We start from the raw sequence: 22,939 nt of genomic DNA, 5'->3' as shown, positions 1-22,939 counted from the left end.
AATTTTTGCCGAAACCTCCCTTTTGAGAAAGGGTAAACTTGTTAATATGGATCTGTTTTGAGTCGTTTTACCTCTTTTTTTGAACCGGAATACTTAAAAAGTTATCTTCCTGTAAGTTTATACTCTTTATTAATGACAGTATTGAACGAGTACAGATAATACCCATTCTCTTGCTTCTCGGTAACATCCGCTCCGGTAATCGCCAGCGGTGTTTTGGAACGCAATTTACAAGGTTGTCCGGCCATCGATATAATTGAGCCTGTCGTCAGCCTGCCGTTATTCCAGGTAAAACTTACTTCGAAGTTACCCCGAGCTTTCATTCCCTTCATAACTCCGTTTTTCCATTCGGAAGGAAGTGCCGGAAGTAAATCTATTTCGTTCAAATGGCTCTGAAGCAACATTTCGCCTATGCCTGATGCGCCGCCAAAGTTTCCGTCAATCTGGAAGGGCGGGTGAGTGTCAAACAGGTTGTTGAGTGTCGATTTGGAGAGTTGCTCGCGATACATCTTGTAACTGTGATCGCCATCGAGCAGGCGGGCCCAGAAGTTTATTTTCCATGCTTTGCTCCAACCTGTACCACCGTCACCACGAATTTCAAGCGTTTTGCGGCATGCATTGGCAAGATCCGGTGTGGTAATGGGAGAGATTTCACGTCCCGGATGTAGCCCGAAAAGGTGCGATACATGGCGGTGCTGCGGATCCACATCCGCGTAATCTTTTATCCACTCCTGAAGATTCCCTTTTTTGCCGATTTTTAACGGGCGCAGCTGATCCCGTTTTTCTCTCCATACTTTTTGCAGATCGGCATCTGTGTTTAGTACTTGTGAAGCTTCTATCAGGTTGTTGAAGAGATCCCACAAAATCTCCATGTCCATCGATGAAGCGATGGTTACAACATTGACTTGTCCTTTTTCATCTCTGTAGCTGTTTTCGGGAGAGGTTGATGGTGCTGTTACCAGATGCCCGTTTTTCTTTATCAACCAGTCTATACAAAAATCGGCTGCCGATTTCATCAGCGGATAAGCTGTGTTTTTCAGGTACTCTTTGTCACCGGTAAAACGGTAATGGTCGTAGAGATGCTGAGATAGCCAGGGCGAACCCATAGCCCAGTTTGCCCACATAGGATTGCCTTCTTTTCCTCCAACCGGATTGGCACTGGCCCAGATATCGGAGTTGTGATGCACAGCCCAGCCTTTCATGTTGTAAAAATTACGGGCTATATCTTTTCCGTTAACAGCGAGGTTCTCTATCTGATGAATGAGTGGTTCTGTTAATTCAGACAGATTCAGCATTTCGGCCGGCCAGTAATTCATCTGCAGGTTGATGTTGGTTGTGTAGTTGCAGTTCCATGGCGGACGTTGATCTTTATTCCATATTCCCTGCAGGTTGGCTGCCGTTCCACCCGGTCGTGAACATGAAATTAGCAGGTAACGTCCGAACTGGAAGTAGAGGGTTTCGAGTGAAGGATCTTTTTCTCCTGAAGCGTACAGTTTCAGTCGTTCGTCGGTCGGCTGGGTTTCTTTGCCGTTGCTTCCCAAATCGAGCGACATGCGGTTGAAAAATTGCGAATAGTCACGAATGTGGTTTTCTTTTAGCAGATCAAACGAGAGTGACGTCGCTTTGTCGAGATAATTCTTGCAGAGCGCATCTTCGTCTTTTCCGTTGGTTTGCGGATTATTTTTGAAGCCATTGAAACTGGTAGCAGCCGAGACCAGCAGGACAACTTCGGATGCATTGGTTACATGCAAACAGGCGTTGGTGCTTACTTTTCCGTCGCAACTGATCACCCGAACCCGATACTGATACCGCATGCCTTTTTCTCCGTTGGGATTTGTGTAAACAATTGGGAAACGGCCTTCAAAAGGAAGAGAATAAGGTGCGGTTCCCTTGAGTACAAATTCGTTGTCGCCTATAGCCGTGATGGAGGCTCCGGCAAATGGCGTGTTGCCGGTCAGATCGAAGGATAATTGTCTTTTCTTGGAAGCCGTCAGTCGAATAACGATTACCTGATCGGGGGCGGAGACGAAAAACTCTCTTTTGTATTCCACGCTGTCGATTCGGAACGTCGTGGTTGCTATTGCTTTTGAAATATCGAGATCGCGGCAATATCCCACCGGCGTACCGCTGCGATGTTGCTGTATTTGCAGATTTCCCATTGGGAGAAAAGCCTGAACATCGGGACCCTGAATGTTTTTCAGAATTGTCGTGGCTTCGTTGTTTTTCCCCTGAAACAGTAGTTGTCGTACTTTCGGCAGAAAAGTCGGAGCGTCGGGTGTCGGATTGGTATTGGAGGGAACTCCCGACCAAAAAGAACCTTCGTTGAGGTTCAATAACTCATCTTTTACGCCACCATACACCATCAGGCCTAATCGTCCGTTGCCCAGAGGGAGGGCTTCTTCGAATTTGGAAGCCGGTTGATCGTACCACAAACGAAGCGTTTCTGGTTTTTGTGCTGAGGCAAAAATGCAAAGAGCCAAAGCTGTGCAGCATAAAAATGCTTTGCGGAGTAGGTTCGTGTCAGTCATGATTGAAAATGGTGGTCAGGTAAATGTTGATAATGCGTATAATTGGCCGATCGCATTATTCTGTGACAAATATACAGTAAATTTGCTGAAGCATTTTCAGCTACTGTTACTCAAAATTGAACCTAAAACTATGAGTCATTGCCTCGATATTTTCCGTTATTGCCCGGTGTGTGGGTCGCAGCATTTCAACGTGAACAACGTGAAATCAAAAAAGTGTGCCGATTGCGGTTTTGTCTATTATCTCAATCCTTCGGCGGCTACTGCTGCATTTATTGAAAATGAACAGGGAGAGCTGTTGGTGTGCCGTCGCGGTAAAGAACCGGTCAAGGGAACACTCGATCTGCCGGGTGGCTTTACCGATATGGAGGAAACCTGTGCCGAAACCATTGCCCGCGAAATCAAGGAGGAGCTCAATCTGACCGTGGATAGTTCGGAGATTCTCTTTTCACTGCCCAACTGGTATTGTTATTCGGGGATGAATATCCCTACGCTCGATTTCTTTTTTGTCTGTAGAGTTTCTGATTTTTCGACATTGCAAGCGGCCGACGATGTGGCGGAGGCTTTCTTTGTGAAATCAGAAGAACTCGATCCGGAACAGTTCGGCCTGACTTCCATCCGAAAAGCGGTGACGATATATAAAGAGAAGAAAATTTCGGCAAATCATTCCTGTGATCAAAATTAGGCGTGCCTTTTAGCTTTTCGGGATTAATGCCTATTGCATTACGCGTAAAGATTAAATTGCCCAATACCAGCCGACTTTATCCGGCCGGTGTTGGGCAATTTATCTAATACCGGAAAATTGTGCCATTATTCCTTTTGTCAAATTTTTATTGAATTTTTCCTGCCTACGGGTTAAGTTTGCGTCCGTAGCCGCAATAAACCCGCCAAAACAATAGAAATTTGTAAATATGGAACACCGATTTTGTAAATATGAAACACCTCACTTTTCGATTTTCCATACATTTGTGCGTTCGCTAAAGACACGCCGTCTCTCCTGAGAGGTTTTTTTTGACGTTAGCTCCCGTACTGAAAAAGAAAAGGTCTCTATGCGAATTCAATAATCACTTCGAGGGAAAAAATCTTACCGTCAAATCAAAGAGAAAACCATTCCGGCAACAGAAGCCGGAATGGCCAATGCACAGGTTTGTGGCCTTACATGTCATACAAACCCATAGGGGTCAATATGCACCACGGGTTCACTATGTTCAAAAAAAAGAATCACAATAGCATCGTCTGAAAGATTGGCTTTAGCAGAAAAATGCAAACAATAAACAACTAATATGAGAAAAACTTTTACTCTTTTATTTTTTTTATGTCTCTTTTTTGTAGCGCAAGCTACCGAAAGCCATACAGTAACTACTACTGCTGGACATTTGGCTGCTGATGCAAGTATATAGTTAACAGCTGTTACTGATCTTGCCGTTACCGGCACCATCGATGCCCGCGACTTTAAAGCCATGCGCGATGCAATGCCAAAGCTGGCCACGCTAGACTTAAGCGGAGCTACGATAGCGGCAGGTGTAAACATTCCTGGTACAACCGGCACAATGAATTATCCGGCTGGTGAGATTCAACAGCATGCCTTCCACAAAAACAATGTTCTTTATTCCAAATGCACTACGTGTTATAATTTACATATTCAGGAAAAGTGAAGATGACTTCGAATAGATCATCAACCCGTTGAATCGATAACAACAAACCGAACATACTATTTATATTCACCCGTTTAGAAATTAAATCTCCAAACATATGGCAAAACATCTACTCTCACTCCTTTTTCTCTGCTGTGCTTTGCTGTGCAGCACGCTCTCCCTACACGCAGAAATCGTAACCGTAAATGTGCCCACGGCTGGCACGCTCTCAGCAGCTCTTACCTCTGCCGGCATAAATACCAGCACTGTTACCTCGCTTAAAATTACCGGAAACCTTAAGAGTACCGACTTTGTCGGATCTGGTTACGGATCTGGCGGCATCCTACAAACCATGACAACCTGGAACCTGACCTATCTCGACCTCAGCGAGGCCTCTATTGAAGGATATGCCATACCGGATGGTGCATTTAGCAGTATTATGAGCACGCCCAAGTTAATTAATATAATTCTACCTAATTCGGTTACATCGATTGGAGCTAGTGCGTTTCAGAGATGTAGCGCACTAACGTCCATTACCATTCCGAGCTCAGTGACATCGATTGGAGATAACGCATTTACAGTTACCCCCTGTTCGGTCACGGTAGATGCCGCTAACCCAAATTATAGTTCGGAATACGGGGTACTTTATAACAAAGGCAAAAGCATACTAATGCATGGTTTCACAACAAAAACAAGTTATGTAATTCCTTGCTCAGTAACCATTATCAATCCGTACGCGTTTTACAATTGCAAAAACTTAACTTCGCTTACCATACCCAATTCTGTGACAACTATTGGAGAATACGCATTTGGCTATTGTACCGCACTAACTTCGATTATTATTCCTAATTCAGTTACAACCATTAATAATGGCACATTTCATAAATGCGACGGGCTAACTTCGATTACTATCCCTAATTCAGTGGAAACTATTGAACAATACTCATTTAATTGCAATTCTACCAACTTAACAATCAACGAGTACCGAATTAACTCCCCCAGTATTCGCGACAATATTTCTAGTTCTTTTGCCAGCTCTCCCAGCACCCAAACATTGCATGTCCCCGTGGGGAGTATGAATTCATATACTACTGCCGGTTGGGGAAATTATTGTACCATCACCGACGATTTACAAGCAAGCACGCTGAACACGTCGGCTGCCATAAGCCTACCATGTACGGCAGGGGAAACCGCTACTGTGAATGTATCGTCCAATACCTATTGGAAGTATACCGCACCGACAGGATTGAGCGTAAATACTGGTTTATTTAGCGGTTATGGCAATACGACTCTTACCATCGCGGCTACCTCGGATAATACGTCAACGAGTCCCAGAACCTTTGAAATTCAACTCAAGACTGATGATAATAACGTCAGCAAAACCATTACGGTAACACAGGCAGGTGCTTTGCCAACGGTAACCTCTATTTCACCCACAGCAGGCTCAACAGTAGGAAGAACAACGGTTACTATTACCGGAACAAACCTGACAGATGCTACTGCCGTAAAATTTGGTTCAACCAATGCCACCAGTTTTACGGTTAATTCAGCTACACAGATTACTGCTACTTCCCCGGCAGGCATTGCCGGAGCAGTGGATATTACCGTTACCACAGCAGGGGGTACGAGTGCTACGAGTACTGCTGATCAATTTACGTATGTTGCGGCTCCAACAGTAACCACCAATGTCGCAACCAGCATTAGTTCAACAGGAGCAACGCTTAACGGCAGCATTAATGCCAACGGTGCCAGCACAGCTGTAAAGTTCGAATATGGATTGACGACAAGCTACGGGAAAGCAGTTGCCGCTGCTCAAAGTCCGGTTACAGGAGTACCGGCAACTGGAGTTAGTTATGCTCTGTCAGGATTAACTCCAAATACCACATATCATTACCGGGTGGTGGGAGTGAATGCCGGAGGAACAGTGAATGGACAGGATCAGACATTTACTACTGGAACAACTGCTCTGACAGAATCATTTTACGAACAAATTGCCTTTCCTTTTGCCCCTACGGATAGTGTAGATATGTCTTCTTCGACATTGGCACCAACAATGAGTATTACTTCTTTATCGCAATTATATCCTACGAAAGGATATAAGGTATCTCTTTCTACAAACGGTAAAATTTCTTTATCTGCTTTGTCAAAGGAAATTACAACAAATAATTTTGCATTTCTGGTTTCGACAAGTTACGACGCAAGTTCCTATAAATACATGGCAGTTGGTAACGGAACAACTGCTGTTTTAACTCCGGGAACCTATTACATTTTGCTATTTACAAATAACATGTACGGAAAATTTAAAGTAAATATTGAATTTGCAGCTCTTCCTAACATTACAAGCATTTCACCCACCAGCGGAACCACCGCTGGCGGTACTACGGTAACAATAACCGGAACGAACTTAACAGGCGCTACCGCCGTGAAATTTGGCTCAACCAATGCCGCCAGTTTTACGGTTAACTCAGATACACAGATTACAGCTACTTCACCTGCGCGTTCTGCCGGAGCAGTGGATATTACGGTTACCACTGCCGGGGGTACCAGTGCAACGAGTAGTGCAGACCAGTTTACTTACATTATACCTGCTCCGGTTTTTGACGACTGCCACGGCACAACCGTAAGCGGCAAGCCTACCAATAATCCCTCATGGGAAACAAACTACACTTTCGCGGGCTGGTATACCGCGCCCAACGGTGAAGGGACTGCCTTGACCGGGAACGGAGACAATGGAGTAACTTATTACGCCAAGTGGACCACCGGCTTGGGTACAACCCTGCGTACCATCCGCACTACGGCGCTGGATGTGACGGATATCGGAGCGTCGAATCTCTATGGCTCTACGAAAGACGGTGATGTCTATACCAATGCCAATGAAGGCTGGAGCTGGTATGCCGCCCAAACGACAGTTGGTAGCGATACCTACGCCGCCAACACACTTGTTCTTTCCGGCCTGACCATCAACACTACCGGCGCGCGCGCCCTGCTCGTTCCCGACCAGACCGTCATACTTCTAGCGGCGGGCACGACAAACACAATCGCAGGTGGGGATATCACCACCGGAGATGATGCATACGCTTTTGGTATCTGCGGTGAAGGTGCACTGACCATACAGGGTAGCGGTAAGTTAAGCTCTGTCTCCGGCACCGCCGAACAAACGGGTCATATTAATGATTGCCTGAGCGCTGGTATTTTCAGTAAAGGGAATCTGACCCTCGGTGGTGATATTGATGTTATCTCCATCGGAAACACTGCGACGACCTCCAAGGGCGACGGAAGCGCGAGCGTTGGTATCTATAGTGCCAAACTGACTATTTCCGGAGGGCGCGTTGTCGCAACCGGAGGAGATGCCACCTCGAGTGTAGGTATTGGTGCCAGCGAGATTGAAATCACCGGCGGTAGTGTAATTGCTAAAAATGCAGCAGGGCATTCACTCAGTGCGGCAATTTGTGCCGGAGGTGAGGAGGATGAATCTAAACTCACCGTAGGCAGTACTACTAAACCTGCTATGATTGAGAACGCCACCAACGGCACAACAGCGATTACAAGCAGCACCGGCTTGATTGCGGGTAATATGCTCTTTATGTCCGGCAGCGACGCCGTGTCCATTCGCTTCTCCCAACCCCAGGCCATTACGTTTAATGCTTTAAGTACCCATACCTACGGAGATGCTTCGTTTACCCTTGCGGCCACGGGTGGCGCGTCGGGCAATCCGGTAGTATTTACCAGTTCCGACGAGACGGTGGCTACCTGTACCGGCACAAACGGCGCCACTATTACCCTGTTGAAAGCCGGAAGCTGTACCATTACAGCCAATCAGGCAGGTAATGCTTCATACGATGCAGCTACTCCGGTTTCGCAGTCCTTAACGGTAAATGCACTGCCAGTGACGGTAACTGTAAACGCAGGTCAAAGCAAGCTGTATGGAGAAAGCGATCCGGCGCTTACCTATTCGGTTAGTCCGGCGCTGAAAGCAGGCGACGCCTTTACAGGAGCGTTAGCCCGGGTCGCGGGCGAAGATGTGGGTACGTACGCCATTAATCAGGGTGCATTGAGTGCCGGCGCTAATTACGCCGTCACCTTCGTTGGAAACAACTTCAGTATTACGCCGTCATCCTTTACAATATCGGGCAATGCGGGCATTGCAGGCGCTACATTGAGCTACTTTGACGGTACGGACAAAATTGTTGTGGCCGGAGCCAGCGGGGACTATTCGATAACTGTTCCGGTATACTGGAGCGGTACGGTTACTCCTTCGCTGGCAGGTTACAGTTTTTCGGCCAATAAAGTGTATACCAACGTCAGGGCAAATCTGTCGGGCGAAAATTACACGGCAACCGATATTGTGCCACCGACAATGAAATTGACCTACAGCTCGGATAAAGACGCGGTGAAGGCAGGCGACGTCATTACCTTTACAGCAACCTTTAGCGATGCAAACGGTATCAGCGAAAGTCCTGCGCCAACCATTACCATTGGCGATCTGGCAGTAAACGTTGCTATGAACAAAATCACCAATCTGGTATGGACATACACATGGACGGTACAGGCAGGAATCGATACAACGGTTGCGATTTCGGTTACGGCAACCGACCCCGCAGGTAACCTGGTTACCGGGGGATTGGATATACACAGTTATGTAATAGACAATACATCTCCGGCAGCATTATTCACCAGTACTATTGGCAAAACTGCCGTACATGTGTTTGATAATACCGTGATAGACTTCTCGGAACAGGTTGTGCCGGTGGTGACCGATTTGGCCAGCGCGATTATATTCCGTGAGGGTGGTAAAAATGGTGTTGATCTGCCGTTTGCCATAAGCAGCGGCAAGCGCAAAAACAGCCGGGCCAATGTCGCCGGCCTGAAAACTGCTGCGTCCGACATCATGCAATTGGTGGTGGCGGCGACGCTTAAGTGTAATACCACCTATTACATTGCCCTTAAAGCGGGAGCCTTTGCCGATATGGCCGGAAACCTGCTGCCGCTGTACGAAACTACCTTCAATACCGACCCGAATCCGGCAAAACCTGTTATTGCAGGTGCTAAAGCCACCTTGTGCGCAGGAGATGTATTAACCTGCTCAAATGCAAATGCTTCGTTAGCCTACATTTGGCAAAAAGACGGTAAGGACATCCCGGGTGCATCCGTAACCGAATACACTTTGCCCGATAACGCAGCCGGTGCATACAGTCTGAAGGTAACGGATAACGCTACCAGCTGCGCCAGTGTGTCGAATGTGGCAACCATTGCCGAATACCCGGCCGTTACGCCGGTGGTGTACGAAAAGAAGCAACCGGGTGTTATCTCCATTTTGGTTGTAGACAATACAAGCAATGCGTTTACATCCTATCAGTGGACGTATGCCGATGGGTCTGCGCTTCCTTCGGGCATGGCTGCTGCCAACCAGTTCCTGGTGCTGAATCCCGAAAACATGAACGCGGCCTATAAAGTGACTACTACCGATACCAACGGTTGCAAGCGTTTGTCGGCGTCAAAATCGGTAACGGTCAAATCTGCCAGCTTGGTGGTATATCCGACTGTCTCGACACAGCGTTTCACTGTAAACTATACGGATGCAAAAAGAGGTAATGCCGTCATCAGGGTTGTAAACACCAGGGGAGAGGTAATACAAACACTTCCGGTAGCTAAAAACAGTATGGTGGAAACATATGACCTCAATCTTGGTTATGTCCCTGCCGGCGTTTATTACGTCGAGCTTCAGATGGGTGATTTTAAAGATACCAAGCGGGTCATAATTAGCAGATAGCCATGTTGAGAATATGAAGTTGGTGTTGAAATTAAATAAAAATTACAGACAATGAAAAGATATTATCATTACGCAATAATGTTCGCTTTAGCATTTAACGCGCTGGGGGTTGTAGCCCAGAATGCCGGCAAAATGACGACTGAGCCAGGTAGTGTGATTTTGAACTTCCATGCGGCTCCCGCGCTTACCAAAATCAGCAATTCGCCATACAGTGATGCCGTGAGCACTAAAGCAGGTTTTAGTGGCGGGCTTGATGCCGCTTATTACTTCATGTCCTTTAAGAAAGTGAACATAGGTGTGTCGCTGGGTGTCAATTACAGCTATTACAGTTCCGGCATAAAGCTCAATTACAGCGATTCGCTCTGGACTACCGATGCCGATGCCGAAAACGTTCACCTGTACGAGAAGGGCAACCGTCTGAGCGAAACCCAGAAGCTAAGCGCTATTAACGTGCCGGTGCTGCTACGTTTCGATTACCCGCTTGCCGGTAAATTTGACATGTACCTCAATGCCGGTATGTATGTGTCGATGTTCGTGAGCAAAAAATACAGCACAACGATGGATTATACGGCAAGGGCTTATTATCCAAAATACAATGCAACGCTTTTTGATGTGGATGTGGCCAATTCTCCCTATTTCTATCCTACAAACAAAGCCATGTCGAGCGATGGAAAACTTAAGCTCAAAAGCGACATCGGCGTGCAGATGGCATTGGGGTGTAAATACAATATTTCTCCTGCCGTCGCCCTTACAGCCGGACTTAATGCCTGCTTGGGTCTGAGAAATATGGCAAATAATTCGGGCACGGCGCAGCCATTGGTCAATAACGACCGTAAAATTAACTCTATGGCAGGTAAAAGCCGCAATACCAATGCTAATGCTTTAGCTTTTGAGTTAGGAATAAGCTGGAAACCGGCCTGGCTGCAAAAGAAACAATAATCGAAGGAGAAAGATAGAGGTCTGTTTTAATATGAGTTTATAATTGGATGGCGCTACTCCCAAACCTTGCAAATTAACTCAGAGAGCTGGGATTTGCTTTGGGTGAACTTAGGGAAACATTGTATACCTCATTTGGTTGGCGCGTTTTTAAGGTGCGGTCGTGATTGTTAATTAGCTTTCCTGATTCTCAATTCAATTTCGGCACAAATAATTTGTATTTTTGTAGTTTAAAATGTCCGTGAGATTTAATGGACATCAGCTAACGTAGAATGTGATTTTCATTTAAAATCTAAATTATTTACAGATGAAAAATCAGGATGACATCAAGGCGACAGTTGCTACAAAAGCACAAAAAAATGAGGAGGAAGTAGCTGCACACATTATTGCAATGGAAAAAGCAGCTCTCGACCAATGGGGGAATGGAAATCCGGACGGTTTTCTGGATATTTCGGCCCCGGATGTGGTTTATTTTGATCCTTTCGTTGAAAAACGGTTGGACGGAATTGACGAGTTAAGGGCTTTGTATGACAGCATCAGAGGGCAGGTGTATATGGATCGGTACGAGTTACTGAACCCGCATGTGCAGGCTACCGACTCGATGGCTGTGCTTACGTTCAATTTCGAAGGATATGTAAATGAAACGGTGCACAGATGGAACTGTACCGAAGTATATCGTCGGGAGGAAACTGGAGAGTGGAAAATTGTGCAGACGCATTGGTCGTTGGTGAAACCTCAATTGAAATAACAAAACAGGTCAATTGTCTGTGCGAATCAGAAGTTGAAAATAGTCCGTTAGGACTTAGATATCAATAGAAAAAAAATATTGTACCAAAGTTCAACCACATACGGGGTTGCATTAATGCAGGAATTACATTTTCTATTGATATGTATGACCTACGGTCAAGTTGATGATGAGATGTTTAGTAATTATTTTCAACTTCAGATTCACATTATCTGTATATCAATATTAAAGCGGCATAATGGATTGGAAAGATAAACTCAGTGGATTGAAAGAGGTGTTGCCCGAAGGCGAAAATGTGCCGGAGGAGGGGCTGGTAACCCCGGTTGTGAAAAAGCAGCCGGAGCCATTACGGGTGGAACTTGATAAGCGGAATGGCAAGCCGGCTACTATCGTCTCGAACTTTTTCGGTAGTGACGAAGAGCTGAAAGAGCTGGGGAAAACGCTGAAAGTGAAGTGCGGCGCAGGCGGCTCGGCTCGCGACGGTGAAATACTGGTGCAGGGCGATTTTCGTGTAAAAATAGGTGAAATGCTGTTGGCAATGGGCTACAAAGTGAAGAAAATCAATTTTAAATAGTTTGTATTCTATACGAGAACCGATCCGATGGCAACTGTCGTCGGATCGGTTTTTTATGTTTCAAAGCTATGCTCCTTTTTCGCCAACAAACTGGTCGTTCTTGTTTTTGAACAGGACGTTGAAGGTGGTGAGACTACCGTAGCAACGGGTAATGTATTGCTGGAGCTCCACTTTTTCTTCGTCGGTGAGGTTGCTGGCGTTGATTTTGGCTTCGAGCACACGCAGGCGGTCGCGAACCATCACTATTTTGTGGAAGAAGGTTTCGAGCGACACTTCTTTTTCTTTAGTTTCTTTGTCGCCGGGAATCAGAATCATCTTTCCATTGTTCCACCGCTGTCCCAGTTCTGTCTTTTCGGTGATGTCGCTAAAGCGTTGCAATACCCGGATCAGACTCTTCTCAATTTTTTCGTAAGTGGCCAGATCGGACGGCGTTTCTACTGCTTCAATCACTTCCCAGGCCGTGTAGTCACGGGCAATAATGCGAACACCACAATCAACAAAACATACTTCGTAGGCATCGGAACGAAGTTGTACCACAGCGCCTTTGCCAAATTGCGGATGTTTCACGCGGGAACCTACGCCCAATATTGTTTCTGACATAATGATATTGATTTAGAAGGTTTCTGTTATTTGTCAACGAAAAATTTACGAACTTATTATTGGTTTTGTTTTGCCAGAATGTCCCGTATCTCAGGAATACAGCGCCCGCAAATAATGCCGGCTTTGAGTTTATTCTGTATTTCGGCTACGGAGGTATATCCGTGTTGGCAGATAGCATTGGTAATTTCGTTCTTCGAAACGTTGTTGCAATGGCAAATTTCTGTGTCTTCCATATTTTGAGAGGTTTTTATTCCACAAATATATTCTATTTCCGGCAGGAAACAAAGAAGAGACGCGGTATCCACGTCTCTTCTGCAAGTAAGAGGATTTTTGCAATTGTTATTTCTTCAGCGACCAGCCGGTTTTCAATCCGACAACAAAATAGACCAATCCCACACTTCCCAGTCCGAATATGGTGTCGCCGATAACGCGCAACCAACGAAGCGTCTGCATAAGAGGTTCCTGCATGAACTCCATCGAGCGGGCGTACCAGATACCATGATCGACCGCCGCAATGGTTTGCTTGATGCCTACCGGCAGGATGCTGAGCAGTACCATCAAAATAAGTCCGATCTGAAAGCCCCAGAAAGAGTATTTGAGCACGTCTTCGCGCCATTCGTGTTTCAGCGTCATGCCGCGTAGGGAGAAGAGCATCAGTCCGATGCCCAGCATGCCGTACACTCCGAACAAGGCAGTATGTCCGTGAACCGGCGTTGTGTTAAGTCCCTGCATGTAGTAAAGGGCAATGGGCGGATTGATGAGAAATCCGAATACGCCGGCTCCGACAAGGTTCCAGAAGGCCACTGCAATGAAACAGAAGATGGCCCAACGGTATTTTTTGATCCATTCGGTGCTTTTTGTCAGTTTGAAATTATGCCATGCTTCCGACCCTACCATTACCAGAGGCACAACTTCCAGTGCGCTGAACGATGCTCCCAAAGCAATAATGGATATAGGTGCTCCTGCAAAATAGAGGTGGTGGAAGGTGCCGACAATACCTCCTAACAGGTAGATGATGGTGACAAACAGAGCGCTTGTGGTGCCGGTTTTGATGTTGACAAGTCCCAGTTTTACCAGAATAAATGCGATAACCGTAGTGGCAAACACTTCGAAAAATCCTTCGACCCAGAGATGGACCACCCACCAGCGCCAGTATTCGGCAACCGATAGGTGCGACTGACGTCCGTACATAAGGCCGGCGCCGTAGAATGCAGCTATGGCAACCGATGAAATCACGAATAGAATCAGCAGATTTCTGCTTTCCGACTTAATTTTCAGAGCTGGCAATAAGGCTCGTACCATTAGAATGAGCCAGATAATTAATCCCGCAAAAAGAAGGATTTGCCAGAAGCGTCCAAGATCGACATATTCGTAGCCCTGATGTCCGAAATAGAAGTTTTGTACTAAACCCAGTTTTTGCATCACGCCCATCCATTCTCCGGCCAGCGAACCGATCACCACTATCAACAGCGCACCAAACAGTACATTAACTCCGAGTTTTTGGAATTTCGGTTCGTAACCTGATACTGCGGGAGCAATAAATAGTCCCGTGGCGAGCCAGGCAGTTGCTATCCAGAAGATGGCAAGCTGTACGTGCCAGGTACGAGAAATAGAGTAGGGGAGAATATTGTCGAGAGGTAAGCCGAAAAAGCCTTTCCCTTCTACGCCATAATGTGCCGTGATAACTCCAGAAAGAACCTGTACCACAATCAATGCCGTGACTATCCAGAAATATTTCAACGTTGCCGCCATCGAAGGCGTCGGTTGAAGGTTGATCAGCGGATCTTTATCCGGATAATGGTCGTGAACAGGGGTTTTGTCCTGATTGCGGGCATAGTAGAATCCCAGCAGCCCGATGCCCAGTAAAAGCATCACAATGCTGAACATCGACCAGAACAGGTGAGCACTGGTGGCATGATTGCCCACCAAATCGTCGGCAGGCCAGTTGCTGGTATAGGTAATGATTTTGCCCGGTCGTTGAGTAATGCATGCCCATGCAGTCCAAAAGAAGAATGCATTCATCTTCTTCATGCTGGCATCGTTCTTGATGGTATTTGCCGGGATGGCATAGGCAACTCTTGTCTTTTCAAGATCTTTGCCGTTGGTGAAGAGTTTTTTGTAATACTCCATGTTGGCCTTGATAGCTTGTGCCCTGAGGTCCGAAATAACCAACGTGTGCGTTGCCTCGTTATAGCTGTTCGTGCGCAGATCCTTTTGCAGTAGGCTCTTCAGGAACGCCTGATTCTCCGGTTTTTCCTTGTTGTAAGGAATGGAGTTTGCCTGTTGATGCAGCGCCAGTTTGTTGAGCATAAAAACTGCTTCGCGATGTAGCCAGTCGGCCGACCAGTCGGGTGCCACATATGATCCGTGGCCCCACACCGTGCCTACTTCCTGGCCTCCTATTGATTGCCACACACTCTGCCCGTCGCGAATCTCCTGACCCGTAAAGAGCAATTCGCCACTTGCACTGATTACTTTATCCGGAATCGGAGGCTTTTGCAGGTACAATTCATACCCAAAAATGCCCAGAATCGAAAAACATACCACCATAACGGCGATAAATCCAATCCAAAGTTGTTTGGTGTTCATAGTACAGATTTTAAATGGAACAATTATCCGTTGACGGATGTGAGAATTTCTTCGATATCGGGGATGCAACTGCCGCAAACGGTACCGGCATCGGTGGCATCCTGCACTTGCTCTACTGTGGTAAGACCTTTTTCTTTGATAGCTTTGATAATCTCGCTTTTCATCACATTGTTGCAATGACAAATTTCAATATCTTCCATAACAAATGGTTTTAGAGAATGAGATATATAAAATGACGCAGAATATAAGCCGAGTGAAGATTGTTTGGCGATACAAATATATATGCGCAATTTGCTGAAATCCAAATTTTAAAGCTGTATGTGAGAGTTTTAACGGTTCGTGAAAATGGTTGCCGGGAAAACAAAAAGCCCGTCTTTATAAGGAAAGACGGGCTTTTTGTACATTGTTAGTAAGAGCTTCGATTTAAATGAAGTGTTGGTTTTTTGAATGTGGTTAGAGTATTTGTTTGTTAATGTCCCGCTTCTTTGAGTTGCTTCTTTTGCCAACGAGAACGGAAAAAATGATCGAACCCGAACAGTACCATCACCAAAAAAGCAATGTAAAAACAAAAACCGTACTGCGATAGAGCTTCGGAAGTGACATGCATAGTAGGCATGCGGAAGGTCATTCCGGAAAGATAATCCCGCATAAGATAACCAGCCATGACAATCAGTCCCAGCGAAACGAACGAAATCAGGCAGATGTTGAAAATGAAGGCTTGTCTCTTCTTTTTCGCTTCAGCAAGAAAAATCTTCTCCATCATCCGACTGTTGAACCCGTCGGGAAGAAGAGGTCCGGTCTGTCTTTTTAGAGCTTTTGCGATTGCTTTGTCTTGCTTCATTGTGCTTGTTGTTTGTTAATTAATACGTATAATTTCTTGCGGATACGAAAGAGTTTGATCTTTACATTGTCAGCCGTCAGCTCCATGATGGCAGCGATTTCGGCTACTGGTTTGTTTTCGGTGTAATATAACGTGATCAAAGCTCTCTCTTCCAGATTGAGTTGCCCGAGGGCTATCTCCAGCTTTTGGAGCAGCTCTTCGTTTTCGTCTTCTTCGAAAACGGCGTCGGCCTCTTCGTCGGCAACACGGGCAAGTACCGTTTCGTCGATCAGAGGGAAAACAATTTTGTTTTTCCGTGTGGCCGACACTGCCGTGTTGTAGGCAATGCGGAACAGCCAGGTGGAAAAACTGCAATCGCCCTTGAAGGTGTCGAGTTTTCGGAACGCTTTCAGGAACGTGTCCTGCGTTAGCTCTTCAGCATCTTCTTTCGATGGAATAATGCGGGCGATCAGCGAATAGATGACATTGCTATAACGGTTGAGGAGATGCGAAAACTGGTTCGTTTCTCCTTGCCGTATGCGCTCGATGATCTGTAATTCGTCCCGATTATCCATATATCCGTTAGACGCAAGGCTGCCGTTTCGGTTACACGTTGTGCGAAAAAAAATAAATCCGCCACAAAGTGTAACTAATCGTGCGAAGTTGCGTCAAATATTGCAAAGAACAAAATTAATTGCATAAACCAACCGATCATGACAAACCTGTTTTTATTTCTGCTTTTTTTGTGGCTTATCCTGACTGGCGCTCTTTAAAAAGCCGCCCGGAGAGGTTATGCTATTAAAGAGAAAAGAAAATTTGCCAAATGTGTAACCGATTTGCAATAGCTGCGTCAAACATAGCAAAGAAGAAAATATTCACCTAAACTTACACGATTATGATGGACTTTATTACAATCCCTTTGGTAGTAGGGATGATTACGCTGGGCATTTACAAACTGTTCGAACTTTTTGTAAAAAGGAGAGAACGTCTCACAATTATCGAAAAACTTGGAGATAAGCTCGATGTGTCGGTGATGCAAACCAAATTGTCGCTGCCGGTGCGCATCGATGGGCAGTTCAATTTTGGTACGCTGAAAGTGGCTTGCCTCCTGCTGGGCGTGGGTCTGGGATTACTCGTCGGTTATTTTATCTGCCTTAACACGATTCCTGGCTTCAATTTCGACAATTCTGGACACGAAGCCTATCAAGCCTCAGGCGTTATTTACGGCGCGTCGGTGCTGTTGTTCGGCGGACTGGGCTTGCTGGTTGCTTTTATCGTAGAACTGAATTTTTTGAAGAAGAAAAAGGAAGAATAAACAGCAAGGAAAGGAGATGATAATTTGTTAAATCGAATCGCGGGGTTGCCAATGTGATCCCGCGATTCGATTTTTAAAAGACGGTTTCCATCTGTTGTAGAGCCGCAAGCATTGTGGCTCTACATTAAATAGGGTGGGTGGTTCGCATTGCGACGTTGTTATCCCTCTCGTCAAAATAAAAAAGCCATCTTCATTATGAGGATGGCTTTGCAAAATAGTTATTGAAGTTTTTTTATTTCACCGATTTCAGAATTTCTTCGATGTCTTCTACACAAGAGCCGCAAACGGTGCCTGCGTCTAAAACATCCTGAATTTCTTCAACCGTTGTTAATCCTTTTTGTTGTATTGCATTGATTATGTCACCTCTTGTGATCTGGTTGCAATTGCATATCATATCTTCCATTGTGTAATTTTTTATAGTTGGTAATTGAATTTATCTCCAACGTTTCACTGACGTGTCATTCGTTGGGAGTGCAAATATAGAACATGGAAGGGGCCATATGCAAATTTCAGGCACAAAAAAAACCATTCCGTGTGTGGAATGGTTTTCTTATCGTTGTATCGCGTTGTCTTTCGACAGCGAATTTATTTCTTAGCCATACGTTTGCGTTCGTTTTCGTCAAGAATAATCTTGCGCAGACGGATCGACTTCGGAGTCAGTTCAACGTATTCGTCTTCCTTGATGTATTCAAGCGCTTCTTCGAGGCTGAAAACGATAGGAGGGAAAAGACGTACTTTGTCGTCAGAACCTGATGCACGCATGTTGGTCAGTTTTTTCGATTTAGTTACGTTTACGACCAAATCACCTTCCTTGCTGTGTTCACCAACCACCTGTCCTGCATAAATTTCATCTTGAGGATAGATAAAGAATTTACCTCTGTCCTGAAGTTTATCGATAGCATAAGCAAACGCAGTACCGCCTTCCATTGCAATAATGGAACCGTTGTTACGACGTTCGATTTCTCCTTTGTAAGGTTGATATTCGAGGAAGCGGTGAGCCATGATAGCTTCACCGGCCGATGCCGTCAGTACGTTGTTACGCAAACCGATGATACCGCGCGAAGGAATTGTGAATTCGAGGTTCACGCGTTCGCCCTTATGTTCCATGTTGGTCATGTCACCTTTGCGGGTAGCAACCATTTCAATGATTTTTCCTGACGATTCTTCGGGAACGTTGATGGTGAGTTGCTCCATAGGTTCGCATTTCACGCCGTCAATTTCCTTGATAATAACCTGTGGCTGACCTACCTGTAATTCATAACCTTCACGGCGCATGGTTTCGATCAGTACCGACAAGTGGAGTACACCACGTCCGAAAACGTTCCATGAATCCTGATTTTCGCTTTTTTCAACGCGAAGAGCAAGGTTTTTGTCCAACTCTTTGATCAGACGGTCGTGGATGTGACGAGAGGTAACAAATTTCCCCTCTTTTCCGAAGAATGGAGAGTTGTTGATTGTGAACAACATACTCATGGTCGGTTCGTCAATGGCAATCGGTTTCAACGGTTCCGGATTTTCGATGTCGCAAATACTGTCGCCGATTTCGAAATTGTCGATACCCACAACAGCACAAATGTCGCCAGAGCCTACTTTTTCAACCTTGGAGCGTCCCAGGCCGGTAAATTCGTTCAACTCCTTGATGCGCGCTTTGACGATGGAGCCATCGCGTTTTGCCAGCGATACAGCCATGCCTTCTTTCAATTCTCCGCGGTGAACACGTCCTACGGCAATACGTCCTACGTAAGAAGAGTAATCGAGTGAAGTGATAAGCATTTGCGGTGTGCCTTCGATATATTCGGGAGCCGGAATGTATTCGATGATGGCGTCAAACAAGTCGGTGATGTCGTCTTTTACCACGTGAACATCGTTCGACATCCAACCGTTTTTGGCAGAACCGAATATCGTATGGAAATTGAGCTGCTCTTCAGTTGCGTCGAGGCTGAACATCAGGTCGAATACTTCTTCCTGCACCTCTTCGGGACGACAGTTGGGTTTGTCTACTTTGTTTATTACCACAATTGGTTTAAGACCCAGTTGCAGCGCTTTTTGTAGTACAAAACGTGTTTGCGGCATAGCACCTTCAAAGGCATCAACCAGCAGCACTACGCCGTCGGCCATGTTGAGCACGCGTTCCACTTCACCACCGAAGTCGGCGTGGCCCGGAGTATCAATAATGTTGATCTTGCATCCGTTGTAATTTACGGAAACGTTCTTGGCAAGAATAGTGATCCCGCGTTCGCGTTCCAGGTCATTATTGTCCAGGATTAGTTCGCCTACCGATTCGTTTTCACGAAAGAGCTTTGAGGCCAACAACATTTTGTCTACCAGTGTCGTTTTTCCGTGGTCGACGTGGGCAATAATTGCAATGTTTCTGATATTTTGCATGTGTTCTGATTTGTACTTCGGCCAGCGTGTCCGGATCGCCCGTATTCATCTCGAACAAGAGCCATCGCACTTACAGCCTCAGTGATTGTTATTTGTTATAGTTTAATTTTCAATCCGTCATAGGCTAACCTTACATTCGGAGGCAGCTCTTTTTCTGCAAGCTCATGAAGTCCCATGTCGTGGCTCATGTGCGTAAAATAGGTTTGTTTTGGAGTAAGACGGTTTATCAGGGTAAGAGATTCGTCCACCATCAGGTGCGAAAAATGAGGTTTGAAACGCAAGGTTCCCATTACCAACAGGTCAAGTCCTGTTAGTTGATCCAGAGTTTTTTCGGGTAAGGTTTTGAAGTCGGTTACATATGCCATATTACCTATGCGAAAGCCAAGTATGGGTAGCTGCGCATGCATGGCCCGGAGTGGAGTTACTTCTACACCGGCAGCTTCGAAAGGTATGTATTCTGAAATTTCGTGCAGTTTCAGTTCCGGTGTTCCCGGGTATTTGTTAGCAGAAAATGAGTAATGCATCGTTTTCATTAACGCACGGTTTACCCGTTCTTCTGCAAATACGTCTACAGCACGATACGAACGTACATCGTCCAATCCTGCCACGTGGTCGTAGTGCTCATGTGTGAGCAAAATAGCCGAAAGTGAAGTGATGTGGTGGGTTAACATCTGCTGACGAAAATCCGGCCCACAATCGATCAGAATATTTTTTCCGTTGACACTTATCAGAGCAGAAGCACGCAACCGCTTATCGCGTGTGTCGGTCGAGGCACACGTGTCGCAATTACAGCACAACTGAGGAACTCCGTTTGACGTTCCTGTTCCTAAAAAAAGGATCTCCATATTGTATTAACTCTTATGTCGATTAAACTGTAGTCAGTTTTCTATCGGTTTATTTGTTTGTTCAGCGCTTTCTTCCTGAACTGTTGTCTCAGTAACCTCTATCGGTTCTGTATTTTCTGTTGTTAATTCAGCTTCTTCTATGTCCGGAAATTCCGGTTTGGGCTGTAGCACCTGTTCTATGAAGTCTTCGTCTTCCTGAAGCTTCTTCAGCGCCATTTTGGCTGCATTCTGGTGCGATTCTTTTTTAGAATGCCCGACTCCCAGGCCACCAACCAGGCCGTTGATTAACACGTGCGTCTGAAATGTTAGTTCGTGTCGGCGGTCGTGAAAGGTTTCTATTACCTCAAATTCGACAGGAACCTTGTTGGATTGTCCCCATTCAATCAGTCGCGATTTGAAATTAACCTCTTTTTGAGCCATTTTATTGACGTCAATACACGAAGCAATCAATTTAGATTCGATAAATTGCTTGCACCGTTCATATCCCTGATCCAAATAAATGGCTCCTATCAGAGCTTCAAAAGCATTGCCGAAAACGTTATTGCCATGCAAAGCCCCGTTTTTCGACGAAAGTTGCATGATCTTCGGAATTCCCAGTTCTATAGCCAGTTTATTGAGCGATTCGCGTTGCACAATCTTCGAACGGGTATCGGTCAGGAATCCTTCTTCTTTGTCGGTAAATTGGTGGTAGACAATATCGGCTACAATAGAGTTGAGGATGGCATCGCCCAGAAATTCGAGGCGTTCATTGTTGACGGAATTTCCCTTGAAATCTTTCACTCCGGTTGATTTGTGGCACATGGCCATTTCATAGAGATCCAGATTGTCGGGTATAATACCGGTCAGCCGATAAAATAACAGATAAGGCTCCTTTCGAGAATTCGTCAAGAGCCTTATCCTTTTATAGAGTTTCTGAATAATCACTGATTACTTTGCAAATTTCTTTACAATAATACTTGCATTGTGACCGCCAAATCCAAACGTGTTCGATAATGCAGCTCGAACTGTACGCTTTTGGGCTTTGTTAAAGGTAAAGTTCAGTTTGTAATCTATCTCTTCATCTTCATCGCCTTCATGGAAGTTGATGGTTGGCGGAACAATATCATTCACCACGGCAAGGATGCTGGCCATTGCTTCAACGGCACCGGCGGCGCCAAGCAAGTGTCCTGTCATCGATTTTGTGGAGCTGATATTCAGTTTGTAAGCGTGGTCGCCGAATACATCTTTGATAGCTTTCGATTCGGAAATGTCGCCTACAGGGGTCGAAGTTCCGTGAACATTGATATAGTCAATATCTTCGGGACTCATTCCAGCATCTTTCAATGCTCTTTCCATCACTAATTTTGCACCTAGTCCATCAGGGTGAGTTGCTGTCAGGTGATATGCATCAGCTGACAAACCACCACCGACAATTTCGCAGATGATGTTTGCACCGCGCGCAAGAGCGTGTTCCAATTCTTCAACGATAACACAACCGGCTCCTTCTCCCATAACAAAACCATCGCGGCTTTTGCTGAAAGGACGGGAAGCTCCCTGAGGATCATCGTTACGGGTAGAAAGGGCTGTCAACGCGTTGAAACCGCCGACACCGCCAGGAGTGATTGCTGCTTCGGCACCGCCGGCTACAATCATGTTTGCTTTCCCGAGACGAATATAGTTGAATGCATCGATGAGTGCATTGGTTGAAGAAGCACAAGCAGAAGCAGTACTGTAGTTAGGTCCGTGAAATCCGTAGATTATAGAAATCTGACCGGCTGCAATATCCGAAATCATTTTCGGGATAAAGAACGGGTTGAATTTCGGCCCGATAGCAGCGTTTGAATAATATCCGCCAATTTCCTGTTCAAAGGTTTGAATACCTCCGATACCGGCAGCGAAAATCACACCTACTTCGTTTTTGTCAACTGTGTCAAGATCAACTCCACAGTTGTCTATAGCTTCTTTAGCGGCAGCAATAGCATAAAGCGTATAGCGGTCGCATTTTCTTAACTCTTTTCTGTCAAGTAACTGACTTGGGTCAAAATTTTTGACCTCGCATGCAAATTGAGTCTTAAATAGTGATGCGTCAAAATGAGTAATAGGTCCTGCGCCACTCACACCATTAATCAACCCTTCCCATGTTTCAGGGGCAGAGTTACCTAACGGAGTGACAGCACCAAGACCTGTTACTACTACTCGTTTTAATTCCATACAGAGTTGGTCGA

At 45.6% G+C, this 22,939-nt stretch carries 19 protein-coding genes; 6 read left to right on the top strand and 13 right to left on the bottom strand.

Features of this window, described 5'->3' with window-relative positions; all coding sequences use genetic code 11:
* Window positions 1-101: 101 nt before the first annotated feature.
* Complete coding sequence (locus PJIAN_RS01035; RefSeq protein ID WP_068701185.1) at window positions 102-2,525, bottom strand: glycoside hydrolase family 95 protein; 2,424 nt, start codon at window positions 2,523-2,525, stop codon at window positions 102-104.
* A 130-nt stretch (window positions 2,526-2,655) separates the two neighbouring features.
* Here PJIAN_RS01035 and PJIAN_RS01030 point away from each other — a divergent pair, with 130 nt between their 5' ends.
* Complete coding sequence (locus PJIAN_RS01030; RefSeq protein ID WP_068702650.1) at window positions 2,656-3,207, top strand: NUDIX hydrolase; 552 nt, start codon at window positions 2,656-2,658, stop codon at window positions 3,205-3,207.
* Between the two features lie 477 nt (window positions 3,208-3,684).
* On the opposite strand, the gene PJIAN_RS01025 is transcribed toward PJIAN_RS01030, so the two are convergent.
* Window positions 3,685-4,053, bottom strand: coding sequence for a hypothetical protein (locus tag PJIAN_RS01025; RefSeq protein WP_172795547.1), 369 nt, complete (start codon window positions 4,051-4,053; stop codon window positions 3,685-3,687).
* A 221-nt stretch (window positions 4,054-4,274) separates the two neighbouring features.
* Between PJIAN_RS01025 and PJIAN_RS01015 the strand changes: the two genes are divergently transcribed.
* The 4 genes from PJIAN_RS01015 to PJIAN_RS01000 all read left to right on the top strand — a co-directional run bounded on the left by PJIAN_RS01015 (window position 4,275) and on the right by PJIAN_RS01000 (window position 12,181).
* Window positions 4,275-9,926 (top strand): leucine-rich repeat protein, encoded by a 5,652-nt coding sequence (locus PJIAN_RS01015; RefSeq protein ID WP_068701180.1) that lies wholly within the window; start codon window positions 4,275-4,277, stop codon window positions 9,924-9,926.
* Window positions 9,927-9,977: 51 nt separating this feature from the next.
* Window positions 9,978-10,865 carry an outer membrane beta-barrel protein gene (locus tag PJIAN_RS01010; RefSeq protein ID WP_084252202.1) on the top strand — a complete coding sequence of 296 codons (888 nt, stop codon included), beginning with the start codon at window positions 9,978-9,980 and terminating at the stop codon, window positions 10,863-10,865.
* Between the two features lie 304 nt (window positions 10,866-11,169).
* Complete coding sequence (locus tag PJIAN_RS01005) at window positions 11,170-11,610, top strand: YybH family protein (protein WP_084252201.1); 441 nt, start codon at window positions 11,170-11,172, stop codon at window positions 11,608-11,610.
* 235 nt (window positions 11,611-11,845) lie between these two features.
* Window positions 11,846-12,181 (top strand): translation initiation factor, encoded by a 336-nt coding sequence (locus PJIAN_RS01000; RefSeq protein WP_068701176.1) that lies wholly within the window; start codon window positions 11,846-11,848, stop codon window positions 12,179-12,181.
* Between the two features lie 66 nt (window positions 12,182-12,247).
* Here the strand turns inward: PJIAN_RS01000 and PJIAN_RS00995 are convergent, their stop codons facing one another.
* From PJIAN_RS00995 to PJIAN_RS00975, 6 genes are all read right to left on the bottom strand, one after another.
* Entirely contained in the window at window positions 12,248-12,781 is a 534-nt protein-coding gene (locus tag PJIAN_RS00995) for a DUF8685 domain-containing protein (protein WP_068701174.1), read from the bottom strand.
* Window positions 12,782-12,837: 56 nt separating this feature from the next.
* Window positions 12,838-13,014 carry a (2Fe-2S)-binding protein gene (locus PJIAN_RS14720; RefSeq protein WP_084252200.1) on the bottom strand — a complete coding sequence of 59 codons (177 nt, stop codon included), beginning with the start codon at window positions 13,012-13,014 and terminating at the stop codon, window positions 12,838-12,840.
* A 106-nt stretch (window positions 13,015-13,120) separates the two neighbouring features.
* Window positions 13,121-15,370: a nitric-oxide reductase large subunit gene (locus PJIAN_RS00990; protein ID WP_068701172.1), complete on the bottom strand. Its 2,250-nt coding sequence runs from the start codon at window positions 15,368-15,370 to the stop codon at window positions 13,121-13,123.
* Between the two features lie 23 nt (window positions 15,371-15,393).
* Window positions 15,394-15,570 (bottom strand): (2Fe-2S)-binding protein, encoded by a 177-nt coding sequence (locus PJIAN_RS00985; RefSeq protein WP_068701170.1) that lies wholly within the window; start codon window positions 15,568-15,570, stop codon window positions 15,394-15,396.
* Between the two features lie 269 nt (window positions 15,571-15,839).
* Complete coding sequence (locus PJIAN_RS00980) at window positions 15,840-16,211, bottom strand: hypothetical protein (protein WP_068701168.1); 372 nt, start codon at window positions 16,209-16,211, stop codon at window positions 15,840-15,842.
* Complete coding sequence (locus PJIAN_RS00975; protein ID WP_068701166.1) at window positions 16,208-16,765, bottom strand: RNA polymerase sigma factor; 558 nt, start codon at window positions 16,763-16,765, stop codon at window positions 16,208-16,210. The genes PJIAN_RS00980 and PJIAN_RS00975 overlap by 4 nt, the downstream gene beginning before the upstream one ends.
* 320 nt (window positions 16,766-17,085) lie before the next feature.
* Between PJIAN_RS00975 and PJIAN_RS00970 the strand changes: the two genes are divergently transcribed.
* Complete coding sequence (locus PJIAN_RS00970; protein WP_172795546.1) at window positions 17,086-17,505, top strand: DUF6249 domain-containing protein; 420 nt, start codon at window positions 17,086-17,088, stop codon at window positions 17,503-17,505.
* 232 nt (window positions 17,506-17,737) lie between these two features.
* Here the strand turns inward: PJIAN_RS00970 and PJIAN_RS00965 are convergent, their stop codons facing one another.
* The 5 genes from PJIAN_RS00965 to fabF all read right to left on the bottom strand — a co-directional run bounded on the left by PJIAN_RS00965 (window position 17,738) and on the right by fabF (window position 22,925).
* Window positions 17,738-17,908: a (2Fe-2S)-binding protein gene (locus PJIAN_RS00965; RefSeq protein WP_084252199.1), complete on the bottom strand. Its 171-nt coding sequence runs from the start codon at window positions 17,906-17,908 to the stop codon at window positions 17,738-17,740.
* Window positions 17,909-18,090: 182 nt separating this feature from the next.
* Window positions 18,091-19,890 carry a translational GTPase TypA gene (gene typA / locus PJIAN_RS00960; RefSeq protein ID WP_068701164.1) on the bottom strand — a complete coding sequence of 600 codons (1,800 nt, stop codon included), beginning with the start codon at window positions 19,888-19,890 and terminating at the stop codon, window positions 18,091-18,093.
* A gap of 95 nt (window positions 19,891-19,985) precedes the next feature.
* A complete protein-coding gene (locus PJIAN_RS00955) occupies window positions 19,986-20,735 on the bottom strand; it encodes an MBL fold metallo-hydrolase (RefSeq protein WP_068701163.1) in 750 nt (249 codons plus the stop codon).
* 33 nt (window positions 20,736-20,768) lie between these two features.
* Window positions 20,769-21,623, bottom strand: a complete 855-nt coding sequence (gene rnc / locus PJIAN_RS00950; protein WP_236714355.1) for a ribonuclease III — start codon at window positions 21,621-21,623, stop codon at window positions 20,769-20,771.
* Between the two features lie 39 nt (window positions 21,624-21,662).
* Window positions 21,663-22,925 carry a beta-ketoacyl-ACP synthase II gene (fabF, locus tag PJIAN_RS00945; RefSeq protein WP_068701162.1) on the bottom strand — a complete coding sequence of 421 codons (1,263 nt, stop codon included), beginning with the start codon at window positions 22,923-22,925 and terminating at the stop codon, window positions 21,663-21,665.
* Window positions 22,926-22,939: the final 14 nt, after the last annotated feature.

The sequence above is a fragment of the Paludibacter jiangxiensis genome (assembly GCF_001618385.1).
GTDB lineage: Bacteria > Bacteroidota > Bacteroidia > Bacteroidales > Paludibacteraceae > Microbacter > Microbacter jiangxiensis.
This window is presented reverse-complemented; position numbering and strand designations above follow the sequence as displayed.